Annotated in this window: 19 protein-coding genes; 11 read left to right on the top strand and 8 right to left on the bottom strand. The window is 62.8% G+C overall.

Annotated features, from left to right (window positions below):
* The first annotated feature begins 117 nt into the window (after positions 1-117).
* Positions 118-1,158 (top strand): murein L,D-transpeptidase family protein, encoded by a 1,041-nt coding sequence (locus NO932_RS17125; RefSeq protein ID WP_309208608.1) that lies wholly within the window; start codon positions 118-120, stop codon positions 1,156-1,158.
* Here the strand turns inward: NO932_RS17125 and NO932_RS17120 are convergent.
* The 4 genes from NO932_RS17120 to NO932_RS17105 form a co-directional block, all read right to left on the bottom strand.
* Positions 1,155-1,553 carry a (deoxy)nucleoside triphosphate pyrophosphohydrolase gene (locus NO932_RS17120; RefSeq protein WP_309208607.1) on the bottom strand — a complete coding sequence of 133 codons (399 nt, stop codon included), beginning with the start codon at positions 1,551-1,553 and terminating at the stop codon, positions 1,155-1,157. The two genes, NO932_RS17125 and NO932_RS17120, sit on opposite strands and share 4 nt — an antisense overlap.
* A complete protein-coding gene (locus NO932_RS17115; RefSeq protein ID WP_309208606.1) occupies positions 1,550-2,302 on the bottom strand; it encodes a GNAT family N-acetyltransferase in 753 nt (250 codons plus the stop codon). Before NO932_RS17115 ends, NO932_RS17120 begins: the two co-directional genes overlap by 4 nt.
* A gap of 2 nt (positions 2,303-2,304) precedes the next feature.
* Positions 2,305-3,537 (bottom strand): bifunctional glutamate N-acetyltransferase/amino-acid acetyltransferase ArgJ, encoded by a 1,233-nt coding sequence (gene argJ, locus NO932_RS17110; protein WP_309208605.1) that lies wholly within the window; start codon positions 3,535-3,537, stop codon positions 2,305-2,307.
* 72 nt (positions 3,538-3,609) lie between these two features.
* Positions 3,610-4,005 (bottom strand): VOC family protein, encoded by a 396-nt coding sequence (locus tag NO932_RS17105; protein ID WP_309208604.1) that lies wholly within the window; start codon positions 4,003-4,005, stop codon positions 3,610-3,612.
* 114 nt (positions 4,006-4,119) lie between these two features.
* Between NO932_RS17105 and uvsE the strand changes: the two genes are divergently transcribed.
* Positions 4,120-5,154, top strand: coding sequence for a UV DNA damage repair endonuclease UvsE (uvsE, locus tag NO932_RS17100; protein ID WP_309208603.1), 1,035 nt, complete (start codon positions 4,120-4,122; stop codon positions 5,152-5,154).
* A gap of 25 nt (positions 5,155-5,179) precedes the next feature.
* Here uvsE and NO932_RS17095 read toward each other — a convergent pair whose 3' ends face one another.
* Complete coding sequence (locus NO932_RS17095) at positions 5,180-5,470, bottom strand: hypothetical protein (RefSeq protein ID WP_309208602.1); 291 nt, start codon at positions 5,468-5,470, stop codon at positions 5,180-5,182.
* A 448-nt stretch (positions 5,471-5,918) separates the two neighbouring features.
* Here NO932_RS17095 and NO932_RS17090 point away from each other — a divergent pair, with 448 nt between their 5' ends.
* The gene (locus NO932_RS17090) at positions 5,919-6,533 is read left to right on the top strand and encodes a TetR/AcrR family transcriptional regulator (RefSeq protein ID WP_309208601.1); all 615 of its coding nucleotides are present in this window, start codon (positions 5,919-5,921) and stop codon (positions 6,531-6,533) included.
* A gap of 59 nt (positions 6,534-6,592) precedes the next feature.
* Here NO932_RS17090 and NO932_RS17085 read toward each other — a convergent pair whose 3' ends face one another.
* The gene (locus NO932_RS17085; RefSeq protein WP_309208600.1) at positions 6,593-7,582 is read right to left on the bottom strand and encodes a peptidylprolyl isomerase; all 990 of its coding nucleotides are present in this window, start codon (positions 7,580-7,582) and stop codon (positions 6,593-6,595) included.
* Between the two features lie 268 nt (positions 7,583-7,850).
* On the opposite strand from NO932_RS17085, the gene secA reads away from it, so the two are divergent.
* Positions 7,851-10,520, top strand: a complete 2,670-nt coding sequence (gene secA, locus NO932_RS17080) for a preprotein translocase subunit SecA (RefSeq protein ID WP_309208599.1) — start codon at positions 7,851-7,853, stop codon at positions 10,518-10,520.
* A 189-nt stretch (positions 10,521-10,709) separates the two neighbouring features.
* The gene (locus NO932_RS17075) at positions 10,710-12,482 is read left to right on the top strand and encodes an SLC13 family permease (RefSeq protein ID WP_309208598.1); all 1,773 of its coding nucleotides are present in this window, start codon (positions 10,710-10,712) and stop codon (positions 12,480-12,482) included.
* On the opposite strand, the gene NO932_RS17070 is transcribed toward NO932_RS17075, so the two are convergent.
* Complete coding sequence (locus NO932_RS17070; protein ID WP_309208596.1) at positions 12,479-13,342, bottom strand: SAM-dependent methyltransferase; 864 nt, start codon at positions 13,340-13,342, stop codon at positions 12,479-12,481. The two genes, NO932_RS17075 and NO932_RS17070, sit on opposite strands and share 4 nt — an antisense overlap.
* Before the next feature lie 50 nt (positions 13,343-13,392).
* On the opposite strand from NO932_RS17070, the gene NO932_RS17065 reads away from it, so the two are divergent.
* Genes NO932_RS17065 through NO932_RS17050 form a run of 4 tightly spaced genes read left to right on the top strand, consistent with a single transcriptional unit; the run spans position 13,393 to position 15,732 of the window.
* A complete protein-coding gene (locus tag NO932_RS17065; protein WP_309208595.1) occupies positions 13,393-14,184 on the top strand; it encodes a ComF family protein in 792 nt (263 codons plus the stop codon).
* Between the two features lie 29 nt (positions 14,185-14,213).
* Entirely contained in the window at positions 14,214-14,474 is a 261-nt protein-coding gene (grxC, locus tag NO932_RS17060) for a glutaredoxin 3 (RefSeq protein ID WP_309159922.1), read from the top strand.
* On the top strand, positions 14,471-15,313 hold the full coding sequence (locus tag NO932_RS17055) for a carbon-nitrogen hydrolase family protein (protein WP_309208593.1): 843 nt from the start codon (positions 14,471-14,473) through the stop codon (positions 15,311-15,313). Before grxC ends, NO932_RS17055 begins: the two co-directional genes overlap by 4 nt.
* Positions 15,310-15,732, top strand: a complete 423-nt coding sequence (locus tag NO932_RS17050; protein WP_309208592.1) for a DUF1178 family protein — start codon at positions 15,310-15,312, stop codon at positions 15,730-15,732. The genes NO932_RS17055 and NO932_RS17050 overlap by 4 nt, the downstream gene beginning before the upstream one ends.
* Before the next feature lie 3 nt (positions 15,733-15,735).
* Here NO932_RS17050 and ubiG read toward each other — a convergent pair whose 3' ends face one another.
* Positions 15,736-16,473, bottom strand: a complete 738-nt coding sequence (gene ubiG, locus NO932_RS17045; RefSeq protein WP_309208590.1) for a bifunctional 2-polyprenyl-6-hydroxyphenol methylase/3-demethylubiquinol 3-O-methyltransferase UbiG — start codon at positions 16,471-16,473, stop codon at positions 15,736-15,738.
* Positions 16,474-16,617: 144 nt separating this feature from the next.
* Between ubiG and NO932_RS17040 the strand changes: the two genes are divergently transcribed.
* Together NO932_RS17040 and ptsP are read left to right on the top strand one after the other, a co-directional pair.
* On the top strand, positions 16,618-17,877 hold the full coding sequence (locus NO932_RS17040; protein WP_309208589.1) for an aspartate kinase: 1,260 nt from the start codon (positions 16,618-16,620) through the stop codon (positions 17,875-17,877).
* 52 nt (positions 17,878-17,929) lie between these two features.
* Entirely contained in the window at positions 17,930-20,194 is a 2,265-nt protein-coding gene (gene ptsP, locus NO932_RS17035; protein ID WP_309208588.1) for a phosphoenolpyruvate--protein phosphotransferase, read from the top strand.
* Positions 20,195-20,196 lie beyond the last annotated feature (2 nt).

Below are 20,196 nucleotides of genomic sequence, written 5' to 3'. Positions count from 1 at the left end.
CTTGCAATTTGCATAAAAATCGCAGCGAATATCCTGGAATCTTACCGGGCATTAACCCTCGCGCGCGATAAGCGAGGGATGTGGAGTAAGAGTTCGTTCGTCAGGGTCAGGGTTTCTATGCTGGCAAGGGTCTTCGGTCTGATTGGCGCGATGCTGCTCGCTGTCGTGCTGGCGTCATGTTCGCCCCTCGAAGGGGATGGGCGGCATCTGGTTCCGCTTTCGGGCGCGGCCAAGGCGCAGCTTGCGGCAATGGGATCCTCCCCCCAGGCTGCCATGATGGTGCGCATCTTCAAGGAAGAATCCAAGCTCGAAGTCTGGAAGCAGACCGCTTCGGGTTCGTTCCGGCTGTTCAAGACCTATGATATCTGCACCTGGTCGGGCGAGTTGGGGCCTAAATTTTACGAGGGCGACCGTCAGGCGCCCGAAGGGTTCTATACGATCACTCCGGGGCTGATGAACCCGAACTCGAACTATTATCTCGCCTTCAACCTCGGCTTTCCCAACAAGTATGACCGCGCCCATGGCCGCACCGGCAGCCATCTGATGGTGCATGGCGCATGTTCTTCGGCGGGCTGCTACGCCATGGAAGACGAGCAGATCGCCGAGATCTACGCGCTGGCGCGCGAAGCGTTTTCCGGTGGCAATCGCTCTTTCGAGGTGCAGATCTTCCCGTTCCGCATGACGGCGGAAAACCTCGCCAAGCACCAATCCAGTCCGCACATCGATTTCTGGAACAATCTCAAGCAAGGCCACGATTTCTTCGAGGTCGCCCAGGTGCCCCCGAGCTGGGACGTTTGTGACGGACGCTACGTCTTCCGCCAGCCTTCCGCCATTTCGGCCGCAGCATCCATGGCGGGCCAGTGCCAGCCGGTGACCGCCGACCAGAGCATCGTTTCGGCCTATATGGCCAAGCAGACAGCCGATGCTGCAGCGCTACAGAGCGCCATCGTGCGCGCCGCCGATGCCGAAGCGGCAGCCGTGCAGGCCGAAGAGCGGCGCGTGGCGACCCAAGCCGAGATGGAAGCCCGTGGCGAGGCGCTCAGCAGCGCCGTCAATGGCTTCTTCGGCACGCTGCTCAGCCCCTTTGGCGGCGCTCAGCCCCAGGCCCAGGCGATGTTCGAACCGGTTGCTGCGGAAACGACGGCGCCCCAGAGCTAAAGCAGGTCGCAGAGCGGGGCGATGAGCGGTTCGTCAGCGGGCGGCATGGGGTAGTCGCGCAGCATCTGCGGGCGTACCCATTTCAGCGCCGAATGCTCCCGGGCCATCGGGGTGCCCTGCCATTTGCGGCAGACATAAAGCGGCATCATCAGGTGCCAGCCATCATAGGCATGGCTGGCAAAGGTCAGCGGCGCCAGGCACGCTTCTTTAGTTTCGATCCCCAATTCCTCTTCCAATTCGCGGATCAGCGCCGCTTCGGGCGTTTCGCCCGCTTCGAGCTTGCCGCCAGGGAATTCCCAGAGCCCGGCGAGCTGCTTGCCCTGGGGGCGCTGGGCGATCAGCACGCGCCGATCGGCATCGACAAGGGCGCAGGCGACGACGAGGGTGATCTTCATTGGCTCGCCTCGGGCTTGCGGCGGTAATGGTAGGGGTAGCGGTATTCGAACCCAAGCGAGAGATAGAGGCCGATCGCGGCGGCGTTGACGCCATGGACCTGCAGCGCCGCCTGGGATGCGCCATTCTCGCCCAGCCAGCTCAGGGCCGAATTCATCATGCGCCGGCCATAGCCCTTCCTCCGCCTGTCCGTGGCCGTGACGACGTTGAGGAACACGCCGATCCCGCCCGTCTCCACGCATAAAAGCGAAGCGACCGGGGTGCCGTCCTCGGCATAGAAGGTCAGTCCTGCGGCGGGAGCCTTAAGGCTTGCGATGATGGAGGCGAAGGTCTCGGCCTGCGCCTTATTATAACCCTGGAGCTTTTTCTGCGACTTGAGGAAGGCCTTTTCGTCCGGTGCGGTCACCACACAGGCTCCGTCAATGCCCGTCGTCGCATCGATCGGCCGCTGCAGCACCAGGCTGAACTCGCCGCTCTGCCAGCCCTGCTCGACAAGCGTTGTGAAGGTGGCCCGGCCGGTCAGAGGCGTAACACGAAAGACCGGGGACAGGCCGCGCTCGTCATAGCGTGCCGAAAGCCGATCGAGCCGTTCTCCGGGGTCGGTATCTTCTGCCGGGTCATTGGATTGGATCGAATTGGCGCGCCGCGTCAGCCCGTTGGAAAAGCGCGCGCACCAGCCATTCGCCTCGATCGTTTCGAGAGCGGGCCAGGCGGCCAGAAACGCTTTTTCGATGTCGGCAACCGAAAGCAAAATCAGCTCCGATAGCTGCCGTTGATGTCGATATAGCCGTGGGTGAGATCGCAGGTGTAGATGGTCGCCTTGCCATCTCCCAGTCCGATATCGACGGTGATCGAAAGCTCCTGGCTCTTCATATAGGCGGTGGCCGCGTCCTCGGAATATTCCGGTGCGCGTTCGCCATTGCGCGCCAGTACGTGCTCACCGAAGCTGATGGTGAGCTTGTCGCGGTCGGCAGGCTGGCCGGCCTTGCCCACGGCCATGACGATACGGCCCCAATTGGCGTCCTCGCCGGCGATCGCGGTTTTGACCAGCGGGCTGTCGGCAATCGAGCGAGCGATCCTTGCGGCGCTCTCATCTGAGACGGCTCCCGTGACGTTGACCGTCACGAACTTGGTCGCACCCTCGCCGTCGCGAACCACCTGCATGGCAAGGTCGAACAGCACGTTCTTGAGCGCATCGCCGAACGCCTTAGTGCGCGGATCCTCCAGGTTTGCCAGGGGCGCGATCGCCGCCTTGCCGGTGGCAAAGGCGAGTAGCGTATCGGAGGTCGAGGTGTCGCTATCGACAGTGATGGCGTTGAAGCTCGTCGCGTTGTGCTCGGCAACCAGGGCCTGGAGCACGTCGGCGGCAACCGGCGCATCGGTGAAAACGAATGAGAGCATGGTCGCCATATCGGGAGCAATCATGCCCGAACCCTTGGCAATCCCCGCAATGGTCACGATAGTGCCGTCGATTTCCACCTTGGCCTCGGCCAGCTTGGGGAAGGTGTCGGTGGTCATGATGGCCTTGGCCGGCTCCATCCACGGCTCGGCGGCGAGCTCGCCATTGAGGCGCTCGAGCACGCCATCGAACTTTGTGGCATCGAGCGGCTCGCCGATCACGCCGGTGGAGGCGAGAAAGATCTCCGAAATATCACACCCGACCGCGCGGGCGGCGATCTCGGCTGTCAGTTGCACCGAGGCCTTGCCCTTCATGCCGGTGAAGGCGTTGGCATTGCCTGAGTTGACCACCAGCGCCCGCGCAACTCCCCCTCCCAGGTTCTGCCGGCACCAGTCCACTGCCGCCGAAGGGCAGAGCGAACGGGTGAGAACGCCGGCGACCGTGGTTCCCTGGTCGAACACGGCCAGAAGCACATCGGTGCGTCCCTTGTACCGGATTCCGGCCTCGGCCGTGGCAAAGTGCACGCCGGCAATGGCGGGCGGGGCGACATAGGTCTTTGGGGCGAGGGGGGAGACGGGCAGGGCCATGGGAAGTCCTTGAGAGAAGCGTTGCCGGCCTCCCGTGTGCCTCAAACCCTGCGGGCGCGCAAGTGGGTGGCCTCAGCCGATCGGCGCGACCAGCATCACCAGATTGCCGTCGGGGTCCTCGACATAGGCGGCGCGCTCGCCCCAGGGTTGGTCCGTGGGCGAAACGACCGTCGGCGCACCGGCCGCATTGAGTGCGACCAGGGCGGCATCGGTATCGGCGACGTTGATGCAAAGCTCGATCCGGTGTCCGCTCGCCGGGCGCAGCGCGCGTCCGTGCAGCGGCGCATCGGAAATCAGCCCCAGGCCCAGCTCGGTCGTGCCGAAGCTGAGGGTGAGGAAAGCGGGCGGGCCTTCTGGCGGAAACCTGTAAACGATCTCTCCGCCCAGCACGTCGCGATAAAACCCGAGGCTCCTGTCGATATCAGCCACCGAGAGCATGGGGATCAACCGGCTGGCAGGTTCAATCATGGTACCCCTCCTCAAGCAAACCGAACGGACCATTGTGCGGCCGGGCCAGCGGCCGCGCAAGTGCAACGGCAGGGGCGGCTGATGCGTTGGCCTCGGTCCGATGGAGAATTCTAGATGGTGACACATGCAATGCGGCTGGGATTTCCGGTCAAGGTCATGGGCCGGCCGGAGCTCAAGAGCAATGATGCCCGCCGCTGGCAGCAGGGCCCCCATCTCGACGTCTCATTGGGCTATGTGGACCAGATCCTGGACTATCTCGCCCGGCACGATATCCGCATGTACCGGCTGAGTTCCGATCTGGCGCCTTATGCTACGCATCCCGACATGCCGCAGTTCCACGATATGGTCCGGCAAAGCGCCGCTGGCCTGAAGGCGATCGGCAATAAGGCCAAGAGGCTCGATATCCGGCTCTCCTTCCACCCTTCGCAATACGTGGTGCTCAACAGCCCCGATCCCGAATTGGTCAAGAAGAGTGCCTGGGATCTGCTCTCGCAGGCCGAAATGCTCGATCTGATGGAGCTCGATGACGAGGCGGTGCTGGTCATCCATGTGGGTGGCGCCTATGGCAACAAGCCAGAAGCGCTACGCCGCTGGGTTGAGACCTTCGCAACGCTTCCCGAACCGGTGCGCCGCCGCCTGGTGCTCGAGCATGACGATCTGCGGTTTTCGGCGGCGGACGTACTCTGGGTGCATGAGCACACCGGGGTGCGGTTGATCTTCGATCACCAGCATTTCCTCTGCCTCAACCCCGAAAGGCAGGAGATGCGCCCCACGGTGGAACGGATTCTGGCGAGCTGGCAGGGGCGGGGGCGGCCCAAATTGCATTTTTCCTCGCCGCGAACCGAAATGCGCACTGTCAAGCGCAAGGGCAGGGACGGCAAGGCCAAGGAAGCGGTTCTGGCACCGGTCTGGACCGGCCATGCCGATTTCTGCCATCCCTTTGAGTTCATCGGCTTCATGAGCGTCATGGAAGGGCTCGAATTCGACGTGATGCTGGAGGCCAAAGCCAAGGATCTGGCCCTCATCCGCCTCAGGCTCGATATGGTGCGCTACGCACCGGAAGTGGCCCGGCGCTTCGGGCTGGGCGCCTCCTCGGAAGATGTGCTCGAAGCCGAGGAGGCGGCGCTGATGGATGCGCCCGAGAGCTAAAGCGTTTTCAATTCATGCTCTTGGGTCAGGATTTGACCGGCTGCATGATAAAGCGGCCGAAAAGCCTCTGAATAGTAGGGATCAGCCAGAACACCATGATGGCGACCATCAGGGGCGCGACAATCAGCGTGGTCTGCCAGATGGGCCAGGCCGCCGTCATCGGTAGCACCACGTAGAGCAGAAGCGTGATGATGGGATAGACACCCAGCAAGGTCACCAGGAACTGGCGGTGGCGAACCGGCGCCAGAGCTGCTTGCGGGCGGGCATTTGCACCTTTGGCCGCCGCTGATCCTGCCGAGGCCGTGGCTTCTGCCATGGTTGTCGCTTTTGCTGAATCGAGATTCTCCAGGCCCGGAGCTCGAGCACCACCCACATTATCGGAGATCTGAGTATTGGAAGCTGACAAGGAAGACATCGCATTTCCTTTCGAAACGATACGTTTCGTTATATACGAAACGAGCCGTTTCGTTCAAGTGGGGTGTCGCGAACTTTTTGCTAGAGAGAGTAGCGTGAAAAGGCAGGGTGATTGCGGATGAGACGCGGTAAAGGGCGTCCTGCAAGCGCCAAACACCGGAACAGGGTATATCCAAAGGCGAGGCAGGTGCTGGAAAATAGCGCACGGCATACTGCTGCAAAACGAACCGTTCCGTTCAGAGCCGTTGCTCACTATATTATTTTCACGAGGCAGCGCTTTGACGCTGATCTGAGGAGGCAAACACGAAGATGCCGGTTCATTACCGGCTATGAAAGGTGTGGAGGGAGCGATGGTAGAGAGCGAGACAGCGGCGGTGAAACGGGCCTCGATCGGGGCTAAGCGCAATCCAGCGAGCCAGAATGCCATTCTCGATGCCGCCGAGGCCATTCTCAACGAGGAAGGGCTGGCGGGCTTTTCCATAGAGGCGGTGGCGCGGCGGGCGCGGGCGGGCAAGCCGACCATCTATCGCTGGTGGCCGACCAAAACCGCGCTGCTGCTCGATGTCTATCAGCGCTTCAAGAACACCCGGCCCTTTCCCGACACCGGATCGCTGGAAGGCGACCTCAAGGCGTTCCTCACCAATCAGCTCATCGGTTTCTGGCACGGCAGGCTCTGCGGCACCGTGTTCCGCTCGATCATTGCCGAGGCGCAGGGCGATGACGATGCCGCGCAAGCCCTGTTCGCCTATGAGCGCGGGCGGCGCAAATTCGCCGAGCAGATCATCGAGCGCGCGAAGGCACGCGGGGAAGTCAGCGCCGACTTCAACAGCGCCGTCGTTATCGAACTGCTCGCCGGCTTTGCCTGGCACAGGCTTCTGACCGGACGGCTGAACAACTCCGACGAGGATATCGACGCGGTCGTCGCCATGATAATGGCTGCCGCGAAAAACGGCCTTCGCAGCTAGGGTAAAAAGAACCCCGGCGGTGAGGCCGGGGTTCTCGTTTTTTCGAAGGTCGGGGAGGCTTAGATGCCGCCCTGGGCCTCGACGGCGGCGGCGAGATCGGCATCGTCGATCACGATCTCGGTGCCTTCCTTGATCTCGTCGATCGCCGCTTCATAGCTCTGATAGAGAACCTGCTGGGCGACCTGCTGACGCACCTGGTCGAGCGGAGGCGCCTCGGAGACGCGGCGCTCCTCGAGCTGGATCAGATGCCAGCCGAACTGGCTCTGCACCGGCTGGGAGAGTTCGCCTTCTTCGAGCGCAAACGCCGCTTCCTCGAATTCGGGCACCATCATGCCGGTCGAGAAGAACCCAAGGTCGCCGCCATTGGCCGCGGTGCCATCCGTGCCGTATTCGGCGGCGGCGTCGGCGAATTCACGGCCGCCTTCGATTTCGGCGCGGATTTCGTTGGCTTCCTCTTCGGTTTCGACCAGGATGTGACGAGCGCGCACTTCCGGGACGGGCTCGTATTCGGCGACCAGTTCGTCATAGGCGGCCTGGATGGCCTCCTCGGTCACTTCGGTTTCCACGATCTGGTTGAAGAATTCGCGGCGCAGCGCCTGTTCTTCGAGATAGGCCAGGCGGCGGGCGAAATCCTCGCTCTCGGCCAGGCCGTCCTCGCGGGCGGCATCGGCCATGAGCTTCATGTCGATCATGACGGTCAGAAGGAAGGCGCGGCGCTGCTCGGCGGGCACCGACTGCAGTTCGGCCTGCAGTTCTTCGGCGGCCAGCATGAGATCGCCTTCGGTGATTTCCTCGCCACCCACGGTTGCGAGCACGGTGGCCGGATCGACAGGCTCGGCAACGGCTTCAGGTGCGGGCTGAGCGGTGGGCGCCTCGGTCGTCGCGGGGGCTTCGGTGGGGGCCGGCGCCGGTTCTTCGGCGGCGGGCGCAGGCGCTTCGGGCGTCTCCTGGGCCAGAACCGGAGCCGCGGCGAACGAGACCGCGAGCACTGCAGGCACCAGCGCCGCACGGAGCAGGCTTGCCACCGGGGCGGCGAAATCGGATGACATGATGAGAACTCTCCTTTTTTGAGATCGGGCCCCCCATCGCCCGAACCGATTGTCCGTAGACGCGTTTAGGCCCGGACTTTGGCGCTGGTTTGGCGGATTTTGCGAACGTTGACAACCCTTGGTGGCACTCTTACATCTCCTGCCGACTATTTCCCGCGCCTTGACGGTGTGCTTCAGACAACCGTCTTTCAACGCGTTTATTGAGATAACCGGGAACGCCGCTTCGGCCCGTACCGGCGTATACAACAGGTTCTAAGGACACTTCTTCATGGCTTTTGCTGCGCTCGCCCGGAAGTTCTTCGGTTCGGCAAACGATCGACGCGTCAGGCGCTACCAGGCCAATGTCGACGCCATCAACGCTCTGGAAGCCGAATACGAAAAGCTCAGCGACGACCAGCTTCGCGCCAAGACCGCCGAGTTCAAGGAAAAGATCGCCGGCGGCGCCAAGCTCGCCGATGTTCTGGTTCCCGCCTTCGCTACGGTGCGCGAGGGCTCCAAGCGCGCGCTGGGCATGCGCCATTTCGACGTGCAGTTGATCGGCGGCATGGTGCTCAACGAGCGCGCCATCACCGAAATGCGCACCGGCGAGGGCAAGACTCTGGTCGCGACCCTTGCGGCCTATCTCAATGCGCTCGAAGGCAAGGGCGTCCATGTGGTCACCGTCAACGACTATCTCGCCCGCCGCGACAGCGAATGGATGGGCCGGCTCTACCAGTTCCTGGGGCTGACCACCGGCGTCATCGTCCATGGCCTCAACGACATGGAGCGCAAGGCGGCCTACGACGCCGACATCACTTACGGCACCAATAACGAGTTCGGCTTCGACTATCTGCGCGACAACATGAAGTACACGCGCTCCCAGATGGTGCAGCGCGGACACAATTACGCGATCGTGGACGAAGTGGACTCGATCCTGATCGACGAAGCGCGCACCCCGCTGATCATCTCGGGGCCCTCCCAGGACCGGTCCGAGCTCTATAAGACCATCGACAAATACATCCCGCTGCTGGTCGAAGACGATTACACGATCGACGAAAAGCACCGGGCGGCCACCTTCACCGACCAGGGCATCGAAAAGCTCGAGGATATCCTCGAGCGCGATGGCGTCATCAAGGGTGGCTCGCTCTACGACATCGACAACGTCTCGATCGTCCACCACCTCAATTCGGCCTTGAAGGCGCACAAGATCTTCACCCGCGACAAGGACTATATCGTCCGCAATGACGAGGTGGTGATCATCGACGAGTTCACCGGCCGCATGATGCCGGGGCGCCGCTTCTCGGAAGGCCTGCACCAGGCGCTCGAGGCCAAGGAAGGCGCCAAGATCCAGCCGGAAAACCAGACGCTGGCCTCGATCACCTTCCAGAACTATTTCCGGCTTTACACCAAACTTGCCGGCATGACCGGTACCGCCGATACCGAGGCGGCCGAATTCGCCGACATCTACGGGCTGGACGTGGTGACCATCCCCACCAACCTTCCCATCGCCCGTATCGACGAGAATGACCAGATTTATCGCTCGGTGGAGGAAAAGTTCCAGGCGATCACTGATGAGGTGGTTGCGTGCCGCCAGCGTAACCAGCCTGTGCTGGTGGGCACCACTTCGATCGAACGCAGCGAGATGCTGGCGGACTTTTTGAAGAAAAAGGGCATCAAGGACCTCCAGATCCTCAATGCCCGCCATCACGAGCAGGAAGCCCAGATCATCGCCGAAGCGGGCGTTCCGGGGGCCGTGACCATCGCTACCAACATGGCCGGGCGCGGCACCGACATTCAGCTCGGCGGCAATCTCGACATGCGCATCGCAAACGAATGCGAAGGGCTCGAGGGCGAGGTGCGCGAGAAAAAGATCGCCGAGATCAAGGCCGATATCGCCAAGAAGAAAGAAGAGGCGTTGGCCGCCGGCGGGCTGATGGTGATCGGTACCGAACGGCACGAAAGCCGCCGCATCGACAACCAGCTCCGCGGCCGTTCTGGCCGCCAGGGCGATCCCGGGCGTTCGAAGTTCTTCGTCTCGCTCCAGGACGATCTGATGCGGCGTTTCTTCCCCGAGCGCATGGAAAAGATCCTCACCTCGCTCGGCCTCAAGGATGGCGAGTCGATTTCCGACGCCATGGTCACCAAGGCCATCGAACGCGCCCAGACGCGGGTGGAAGCGCACAATTTCGACATCCGCAAGAACATCCTCAAATACGACGATGTGATGAACGATCAGCGCAAGGTGATCTTCGAACAGCGCAAGGAGCTGATGGACGCCGAAACGGTGACCGACACCATCACCGACATGCGCCACGATGTCGTGGATTCGCTCATCGCCAAATCGTGCCCCGATCGCTCCTATCCCGAGCAGTGGAACATCGAGCAGCTTGGCGCGGCCTGTAAAACCTATCTCGGCATCGAGCCGCCGCTGGCCCAGTGGGTCGATGAAGAAGGCATGGATGTGAGCGAGCTGCGCGAGCGCATCGTCACCATGGCCGACGAATATGCGGCCGCCAAGGCCGAACGGGTCGGTCCGGAAAACATGCGCCAGATCGAAAAGAGCTTCATCCTGCAGTCGATCGACGGGCTGTGGCGCGAGCACCTGATCACCCTCGACCATCTTTCCAAGGTCGTGGGCTGGCGCGGGCTTGCCCAGCGCGATCCGCTCAACGAATACAAGCAGGAAGCCTTCGAGCTTTTCTCCCAGCTTCTGGGCAATCTGCGCGAGCTGGTGACGACCCAGATGAGCCATTTCGAGCTGCGTCCCGCCCCGCCGCAGGAGCCCGACCAGAGCCAGCTCCGCGAAACCCATATCGACCCCACCACGGGCGAGAACGAGGTGCGTGACGATGGTCCCAAGGGGCAGTTGAGCCCTGAAGTGATGGCCCGCACCCGCCGGAACGATCCGTGCCCCTGCGGGTCGGGCAAGAAGTTCAAGCACTGCCACGGCGCGTTCTGATCTTCGGAACCCCAATCAATCCCCGGTCTGAACGGCCGGGGATTTTTCTTTTGCCTGCTCCCGGACACGGAACCGGCATGGGCGGCATGGCGTTTTCACCACTCGCCTGGCATTTCTATCGCAATCCTGCATCGAAATCGTAAGATCGGCTTGCCCGGCCCAACCTCGGGCGGCGTATGGGGGAAGTTTTTGACTTACGAACAGATCGTCCTTTTTGTTCTTCTCGTTCTGGTGCTTGCCGGTCTTCTCTGGGGCAGGTGGCGCTACGATCTGGTGGCTTTTTCGGCGTTGATCCTGGGCGTGATCCTCGGCGTGGTGCCGGTGGACACCGCGTTTTCCGGCTTCGGCGATCAGGCGACGATCATCGTTGCCCTCGTCCTGATCGTTACCGCCGGCTTGTCGCGCTCGGGGGCCGTCGACCTTGTTACCCGGTATGCGATCTCGGCGGAGCGGAGCCTCCCCGCCCATATCTCGATCCTGAGCACCCTGGGGGCGGCGCTTTCGGGGTTTATGAACAACGTCGCGGCCTTGGCGCTGCTCATGCCGGTCGATCTGCAGGCGGCGCAAAAGGCGGGGCGATCGCCGGCGCCCTCGCTCATGCCGCTCGCCTATGCGACCATTCTGGGCGGCGTCGTCACGCTGATCGGCACCCCTCCCAACATCATTGTTTCGACCTACCGGCAGGATGCCTTGGGCGAAGGCTACAAAATGTTCGATTTTGCCCCGGTGGGATTGTTGATCGCCATTGTCGGGGTGGTTTTCATTTCGCTTTGGGGCTGGCGGCTGCTGCCTAACCGTGGTGGAAAACAGGGCGCGGTGGCAGAATTGCGCGCCTCGGGAACCTATACCGCCGAACTGGTTGTGACCGAGCGGTCCAAGGCGGTCGGGCAAAAGGTGCGCGATCTCGATGAGGCCGCCAACGAGCATGATTGCGTTATCGCTGGACTTATCCGGCGCAACCGGCGCTTGGCGGGACGGGCGCGGGCCACCACCATCAAGGATGGCGATCTTCTGGTGGTCTATGGCACGCCCGATGCGCTTAGCGCATTGGCCGGAGCGCTGGGGCTCGACCATCAGGGAAAATCGGGTGAACGGGCCGAGCTTTCGTCCGATTTGCGGATGATGGAAGCGATCGTTGCTGCGGACAGCCGTCTCGTGGACCGCTCGGCAAATGACATCCGAATGTTGCGGGGGCAGGGGTTGTCACTGCTGGGAATCTCTCGCCAGGGGCGAATCTTGACCGAACGCGTGCGGCGCACCCCGCTCAAGATCGGTGACGTGCTGCTGCTGTTGGGCCAGTCTGAAACCATGGATGATGCAGTGGCGCGGCTGGGGCTGTTGCCCATGGCGTCATCAGTGTCCATCGTCAGGCACGAAAAGGGATTGCTGGCGGCGGGCCTGTTCTTGGGCGCGGTGGTCGCCAGCAGCTTTGCGCTCGTGCCTCTGCCCATCGCGCTGGGCGCGGTATGCATCCTGTACGTATTGCTCGACATTTTGCCGGTGCGCGACATCTACGATGCGGTGGAGTGGCCGGTGATCGTGTTGCTGGGCGCTCTGCTTCCGGTGGGGGCGGCGCTGGAAACATCGGGCGCCACGGCGCTGCTTGCGCAGAATCTGGCAGGAGTGGGTCAGCATCTGCCCGGATGGGTTGCGCTTGCCGCCATCCTCGTTGTGACCATGGTGCTTTCGGACATCCTCAACAATGCGGCCACGGCGGTGATCGCCGCGCCATTGGCCTTGGCGCTGGCGCAATTGCTCGGGCTCAATCCCGACAGCTTCCTCATGGCGGTGGCCATCGGGGCGAGTTGCGCATTCCTCACCCCGATCGGACACCAGAACAGCGCCTTGATCATGGGGCCGGGCGGATACCGCTTCGCCGATTACGTTCGGCTCGGGTTGCCGCTCGAAATCATCGTGGTGATCGTCGCGGTGCCGGCCATAATGGTGTTCTGGCCGCTTTAAGTCCGGGATTTATCCCCCAGCACATCGCGCAGGCTGGTGGTGGCCGAGCCTGGACGCAGCGGCTTTTGCTGGTTTTCGTGCGGAGCCCAGCCCGAAAGCCAAAGGATTTCCAATGTCGCGCGCACCCGCCCGTCGGGATCGGAGAATTTTTCCGTATAGATCTCGGCCGCCCGCATCAGGTGACGCGCGGTCAAAAACCGCTGCCCCCGGTCCAATAGCGGATTGGTGGCGCCGATCGTGCGAAGCTCGTCGAACAGCGCCAGCGGCGTACGGTACCGCACCGTGTGGGTCTCGAGATCGGTGACGGGCAGGGCAAAGCCGGCGCGCTGGAGCAGGGCGCCGGCGTCACGCACGTCGATCATCGGCGCCACGCGCGGGATCACGCCGCCCAGCATCTCAACATCGGCAGCCAGGAATGCGTCGCGGAGTTCGGTGAGCGTGCGTCCGCCCACCAATGCGGCGACCAGCAGCCCGTCGGGGGCCAGGTGCCGCCGCAGACTGGCGAGAAAGCCGGGCACGTCGTTGACGGTCTGCAGGTCGAGCAGGGAAACGATAAGGTCGTAATCGGATGCGGGAAGAACAAGACGTTCGGGATCGACAATGGCAAATCCCGAAACCGGAACGAGCGTCGAGACGATTTCGAACTCGATCCCGCCATTGGACGAATGCGCCGTTTTGGGCAGCAGCCTTGGATCGGGCCCCATGATGAGCGCTCTGGTAAAATCGCGCGTCACCGGCGCCAGCCGATCGGCCAGGTCCGCGATGACGAGATCGGTCACGAAATCGGAAGCGCCGTTGCGGCGCGCGACATTGGCAGCAAGCCGGGCGCGATCGAAAACCAGGGGAGGCTGGGTGGTCATGGTGAGCCCCATATGGCGCGCAGACATGCGCCGTGCAATGATCGGCACTTATGGAGAGACAAACCGGGCTTGTCAAAACGGGTTGGGCAGGGGCACGCGCCTTGATCGGCGGTCTGGGTGCGCTCGTCCTCGATACCGCCTTCCCGCCAGTCTGCCTTGCCTGCTCTGATGCGGTTGCCACACCCGATGGGCTATGCCCTGACTGCTGGCGTCAGCTCATTCCCATTTCGACGCCTTACTGCCCCGTTCTCGGCCTGCCTTTCGCTTCCGACATGGGCGCGGGCGCGCTTTCGGTGCAGGCCCTCGCCAACCCGCCGCCGTTCGATCGCGCGCGCTCGGCGGTGGCCTATACCGATCTCGCCCGTAAGCTGATCTCGAAGATGAAATATTCCGACCGGCCGGAGATCGCCCTGTTCTGCGGGCGCATGATGGCGGCAGCCGGGCATGAGCTTCTCGGTCCCGATGCGGTGCTGGTGCCCGTCCCGCTGCATCGCTCGCGTCAGCGCGAGCGGCGTTACAATCAGTCTGCCGAACTGGCGCGGGCCGTGGCCCGGCTTGCAAAATCGCCCCTCCATACCGATCTGATCATAAGGCACCGGCGCACCATCCAGCAGGTGGGCCTCAACGCCGCCCAGCGCGCCCGCAATGTCGAAGGCGCCTTCCGCGTCGACCCCAAGCGGCTGGATCGACTTGCCGGGCGGCGCGTTGTGCTCATCGATGATGTGCTGACGACAGGCGCTACGGTTTCAGCCGCAGCCAAGGTGCTCAAGCGGGCCGGCGTGAGCCATGTGGATGTGCTCAGCTTTGCGCGCGTTGTCTTCGATACCGATATGGCAGTATAACTGCCCGATCTGATGGAGTTTGAAGTCCTATGCAAAAGGTCGAAATCTATACGACCCCCACATGCCCCTATTGCCACGCTGCCAAGGCGCTTTTGAGCGACAAGGGCGTGGAGTACCAGGAGATCACCGTTCTCGATCCGGCGCTGCGCGAGAAGATGACCCAGCGCGCCCATGGCCGTCGCACCGTGCCGCAGATTTTCGTCGGCGAAACCCATGTGGGCGGCTATGACGATCTGGCCGCGCTCGAACGCCAGGGCAAGCTCGATCCCCTGCTCGAGGGTGCGGCGTGAGCGAAACGGTTACCGTCGCTCTCGTCCAGATGAATTCGGGACTCGAGGCCGACGCCAATCTGGCTGAAATCGCCCGCCGGGCCGCCGAGGCCAGGCAGGCGGGGGCCGCCTACATCCTCACCCCGGAAATGAGCGTCGTCTTTGCCGAAAACCGGGCCGGCCTCGCTCAGCGTGCTGCTGGCTGGGAGGGCAATCCCGACATTTCCCGCCTGGCCGAGATCGCCCGGGAGAACGCGCTGTTCCTCCATATCGGTTCGCTCGCCATCGCGCTGGAGGATGGGCGGTTCGCCAACCGCTCGGTTCTGTTCGCGCCCAGCGGCGAGATTTTAGCGACCTACGACAAGATCCACCTCTTCGACGCCGACCTGCCGGGCATAAACGCCTATCGCGAAAGCGCCACCTATGCCGGCGGCGAAAACGCCGTTCTCGCCGATCTCGGTGCATTCACGCTGGGCTTTTCCATCTGCTACGACATGCGCTTTGCAGCGCTCTACCGGGCTCTGGCCCAGGCCGGCGCGCAGGTGATCGCGGTGCCCGCGGCCTTTACCGTCCCCACCGGGCAAGCCCATTGGCATGTGCTGCTGCGCGCCCGCGCCATCGAAACCGGCTGTTTCATCCTCGCCGCTGCCCAGGGCGGCCAGCATGCCAACGGCCGGGCGACCTATGGCCATTCCCTGGTCGTTGCGCCCTGGGGTGAAGTGATCGCCGAAGCCAATGGCGATCAGCCGGGCCTGGTTATCGCCACCCTTGAGCTTGACGCCGTTGCCTCGGCGCGCCAAAGGGTTCCCGCGCTCGCCAATGGGCGCGATTTTGAACTGCCAGCGAGGATCTCAGGGTGATCCAGTATACGCTCACCTGCGAAGCCCATCACAAGTTCGACGCCTGGTTCCGCAATGCGGATGCCTATGACGATCAGGCGGCGCGCGGAATTCTCACCTGCCCGGTGTGCAATTCCCACCGGATCGAAAAAGCCCTGATGGCTCCCGCAGTCTCAACCAAAAACGAAACGGTTTCGCTCTCTTCGGGGCATCCCGACCATGCCAAATTCCTCGAAGCCATGCGCGCCCTGCGCAAGAAGATGACGGCCGATGCCGATTATGTCGGCGACAAATTCGCCGAGGAAGCGCGCAAGATCCACTACGAGGAAGCCCAGGCGCGCGGCATTTACGGCGAAGCGACCCGCGACGAGGTTTCGAGCCTTCTTGAAGAAGGCATCGAATTCATGCCGCTCCCCAACGTGCCCGACGAGCACAACTAAAGGTTAGGCCGAAGGCTTCTCCAGCAGCAGCATGTAATTGACCGCCATGTCGCGGCTCCTGCCCCATTCGTTTTTTAGCGGATTGAATGTCACCCCGGTCTTGTCGATCACCCGCATGCCATTCCGTCCCGTGATCGAGGTGATCTCCTCGGGCGTCACCAGCTTTTCGTATTGGTGCGTGCCCTTGGGCAGCCATCCCAGCACCCGCTCCGCGCCGACAATCGCCAGCGCATAGGCGCGCGCCGTCCTGTTGATCGTGGCGACAAACATCAGCCCGCCGGGCCTGACCAGCCTGCAGCAGCTTTGAAGATAGAGCGGCACGTCGGCCACGTGCTCGACAACTTCCATGTTGAGCACCACGTCGAATTGCTCCCCCGCCTCGGCCAAGGCTTCGGAGGTCGTGGCGCGATAGTCGATATCGAGCCCGGATTGCTCGGCATGAAGCGCGGCGATCTTGACGTTCTTTTCCCCCGCATCGGCGCCCACCACCGTTGCTCCAAGTCGCGCCATGGGCTCGCACAGCAGGCCCCCGCCGCAGCCGATATCGAGAAAGCGCAGCCCCTCGAACGGGCGCATCTGATTGCCGTCCCGCCCGAAATGAGCCAGCACATGCTCGCGGATATAGGCGAGGCGCACGGGGTTGAACTTGTGCAGCGGCCGGAACTTGCCCTTGGGGTCCCACCAGTCCTCGGCCATCTTGTGGAAGCGGTCGATCTCGTCGGGGCTGATGGTGGTGCTCATGGGCTCATCCTTTTCGCTTGGAGCCAGAGGTGACCCTCAACGCCACGCAAGTCAAGCGATCCGTATTGCAAGGCGGGCCGCTTTGTCGTACTCACCGCGCCACAACCGTACGGTCCGTTACGGCTGATAGGTAAGGTCTGGGTCATGGCGCGTATTGTGATGAAGTTCGGCGGCACGTCCGTCGCCAATGTCGAGCGGATCCGGCAGGCGGCCCAGCACGTCAAACGCGAGGTCGAGGCCGGTCATGAGGTTGCCGTGGTGGTTTCGGCCATGGCGGGCAAGACCAATGCGCTGGTGGGCTGGTGCACCGAGGCTTCCCCACTGCACGACGCGCGCGAATACGACGCCGTTGTCGCCTCGGGCGAGCAGGTGACGGCGGGGCTGATGGCGATCGTGCTCTCGGACATGGGCATCCAGTCGCGCTCCTATGCCGGCTGGCAGGTGCCGATTAGGACCGACGATGCTCATGGCTCGGCCCGGATCACCGATATCGACCCAAAGAATTTGAACGAACGGATGAGCTCGGGCTGGGTGCCCGTTGTCACCGGCTTCCAGGGCATTTCCGACAAGAACCGCATCACCACGCTGGGACGCGGCGGGTCTGATACTTCGGCGGTGGCGGTGGCTGCGGCGGTCAAGGCGGATCGCTGTGATATCTACACCGATGTCGATGGTGTCTACACCACCGATCCGCGCATCGCGCCCAAGGCCAAGCGCCTCGAGCGCGTGAGTTTCGAAGAAATGCTCGAAATGGCCTCTCTGGGCGCCAAGGTGCTCCAGACCCGGTCGGTGGAATTGGCCATGGCCCAGGGCGTGCGTCTTGTCGTGCGTTCGACTTTCGAGGACCCCACGGCCGGCAACGCTCCGGGCAGCGAATGGGGCATGACGGGCACGCTTGTTTGCGATGAGGATGAGATCATGGAAAAGCAGATCGTTTCGGGCGTCACCCTTGCGCGGGCCGAAGCCAAGATCACCTTGCGCAAGGTCAAGGACAAGCCCGGCGTCGCCGCCTCGGTGTTCGGCCCTCTCGCCGATGCGCGGATCGTCGTCGATATGATCGTCCAGAACATTTCCGAAGACGGGCAGACCACCGACATCACCTTCACCATCCCCGACAGCGAATTCGACAAGGCGCTCAAGGTGCTCAAATCGGCGCCCGAGCTCGAATATGAATCCATTTCGGGCTCCAAGGGCGGCGCCAAGATTTCCGTGGTCGGCGTGGGCATGCGCTCGCATGCGGGCGTTGCCGCCTCGATGTTCCGGGCGCTTTCGGAAAAGGGAATCAACATCCAGTTGATCACCACATCCGAAATCAAGACCTCGGTGCTGATCGATGAGGAATATGCGGAGCTTGCAGTTCGGGCTCTGCATACCTATTACGGATTGGACAAGACCGAGGGGTGATCCTCATCGGGTGGGCAATCTGTAGGGCGGGCATCCGCCGGGCGAAATGGTGATGGCAACAGCAATTGGCGGACCGCGTATCCTTCTGCGCCAGTTGCGCGAAACCATGGCCGAGCCCTTGGCCAGCCAGGAACGCCTCGACAAGATCGTCGATCTGATCGCCCAAAACATGCGGGCCGATGTGTGCTCGTTCTACGTTTTGCGCGACGACGGCGCGCTTGAGCTTTTCGCCACCCATGGCCTCAAGCGCGATGCCGTGCACATCACCACCCTGCGTCTGGGCGAGGGCCTTGTGGGCCTGATCGCCGCCGAGGCCGAGCCCCTGAGCCTTCAGAACGCGCCCGAGCATCCCTCATTCGCCTATCGCCCGGAAACGGGCGAAGATCCGTTCTTTTCGTTCCTTGGCGTGCCCGTGCTGCGGGCGGGGCAGACGCTCGGCGTCCTCGTGGTTCAGAATTCGGAACGCCGCATCTATGGCGAGGATGAAACCGAGGCGCTGCTGACCACGGCAACGCTCTTGGCTGAAATGATTTCGACCGCCGATTTCGACGCGCTGGTCAAGCCCGGATCCGACATCGATCTGCGCCGTCCGCGCATGTTCGAGGGCGTGGCCTTTTCCGAAGGCATCGCGCTCGGTCAGGTGGTGCTGCATGATCCGCGTGTGGTGGTCACCAATTTCGTTGCCGACGATACCGACGCCGAAAAGGCGCGCCTTGAGGCGGCGCTGGAAACCATGCGCGTTTCCATCGATGGAATGCTCGCAACCGGCGATATGCAGATCCCCTCGGACCACCGCGAAATCCTCGAAAGCTATCGCCTCTTTGCCCATGATCGGGGCTGGGTGCGCCGGCTCGAGGAAGCCATCGAATCCGGGCTCACCGCCGAGGCCGCGGTCGAGCGGGTGCAGAACGATACCCGCGCGCGCATGCTGCGCCAGACCGACCCCTATATCCGCGAGCGGCTGCACGATCTGGACGATCTCGCCAATCGCCTGCTGCGCATCATCACGGCCGATGGCTCGGTGGCGGGCAAGGAGCTGCCGGATAACGCCATTCTGGTCGCCCGCAATATGGGTCCGGCCGAACTGCTCGAATATGACCGGACCAAGCTGCGGGCCGTGGTGCTCGAGGAAGGGGCCGCCACCGCGCATGTGGCCATTGTCGCGCGCTCGGTGGGCCTTGTCGCGGTCGGGCAGGCCGAGAACATCGTTTCCATGGGTGAGGACGGGGACGACATCATCGTCGATGGCTATACCGGGGCCGTGCATCTCCGCCCGACCCCGGATATCGAAGCCACCTATATCGACAAGGTCCGGCTTTCGGCCAAGCGGCGCGCCCATTATGCGGCGCTCAAAGATACGCCTCCGGTCACCAGGGATGGGGTGCGCATAACCCTGCTGCACAATTCGGGGCTTCTGGCCGACATGCCGATGCTGGAGGAAACCGGCGCGGAAGGCGTGGGACTGTTCCGCACCGAACTCCAGTTCATGATCGCGAGCAAGATGCCGCGCGTCAAAGACCAGGTCGAGCTTTATTCTGAAGCCATGCGGCTGGTGGGCAAAAAGCCTATCGTCTTCCGTCTGCTCGATATCGGGGGCGATAAGGTCGTCCCCTATATGCGCTCGATGGCCGAGGAAAACCCGGCCATGGGCTGGCGCTCGCTGCGCTTGGCGCTCGACCGGCCGGCTTTGCTGCGCACCCAGGTGCGGGCCTTGCTGCAGGCCGCCAATGGCAGGGCGCTCAAGCTCCTGGTCCCCATGGTCACCGAAACCACCGAGTTCCTCAAGGTCAAGCGCTTCATCCTGCGCGAGATCGAGCGGCTGCCGCGCCTGGGTTTTCCCAGGCCCGAAACGCTCGAGATCGGCGCGATGATCGAGGTGCCTTCGCTGCTCTTCGAACTCGACCGGCTGCTGCCGGAGACCGATTTCGTTTCCATCGGCTCGAACGATTTAATCCAGTTTCTGACCGCTGCCGATCGGGCCAATCCGCGGGTGGCGCGCAATTACGACGCCATCGCTCGGCCGCGCCTGCGGGCGCTCAAGCTCATCGTCGATGCGGCCAACAAGTTCGGCAAGCCGGTCACCATGTGCGGGGAGCTGGCGGGACGCGCCATCGAGGCCATGGCGCTGCTTTCGATCGGCATGACCCGGCTGTCCATGGGCGCCTCCTCGGTCGGGCCGATCAAGGAAATGATCCTGGGGCTTGACCTTGAAGCGCTCAAGGCCGAAATGAGCGATTACCTCGACAATGGCGATACCGACGGCTCCGCCCGCGAGCTGCTGAGTGAATTCGCCGAGCGCCACTCCATCCCCGTTTAGGG

The organism is Pelagibacterium sp. 26DY04, assembly GCF_031202305.1.
Lineage (GTDB): Bacteria > Pseudomonadota > Alphaproteobacteria > Rhizobiales > Devosiaceae > Pelagibacterium.
Note: the sequence above shows the minus strand (reverse complement) of the source record. Positions and strands in the feature narration are given on the sequence as shown.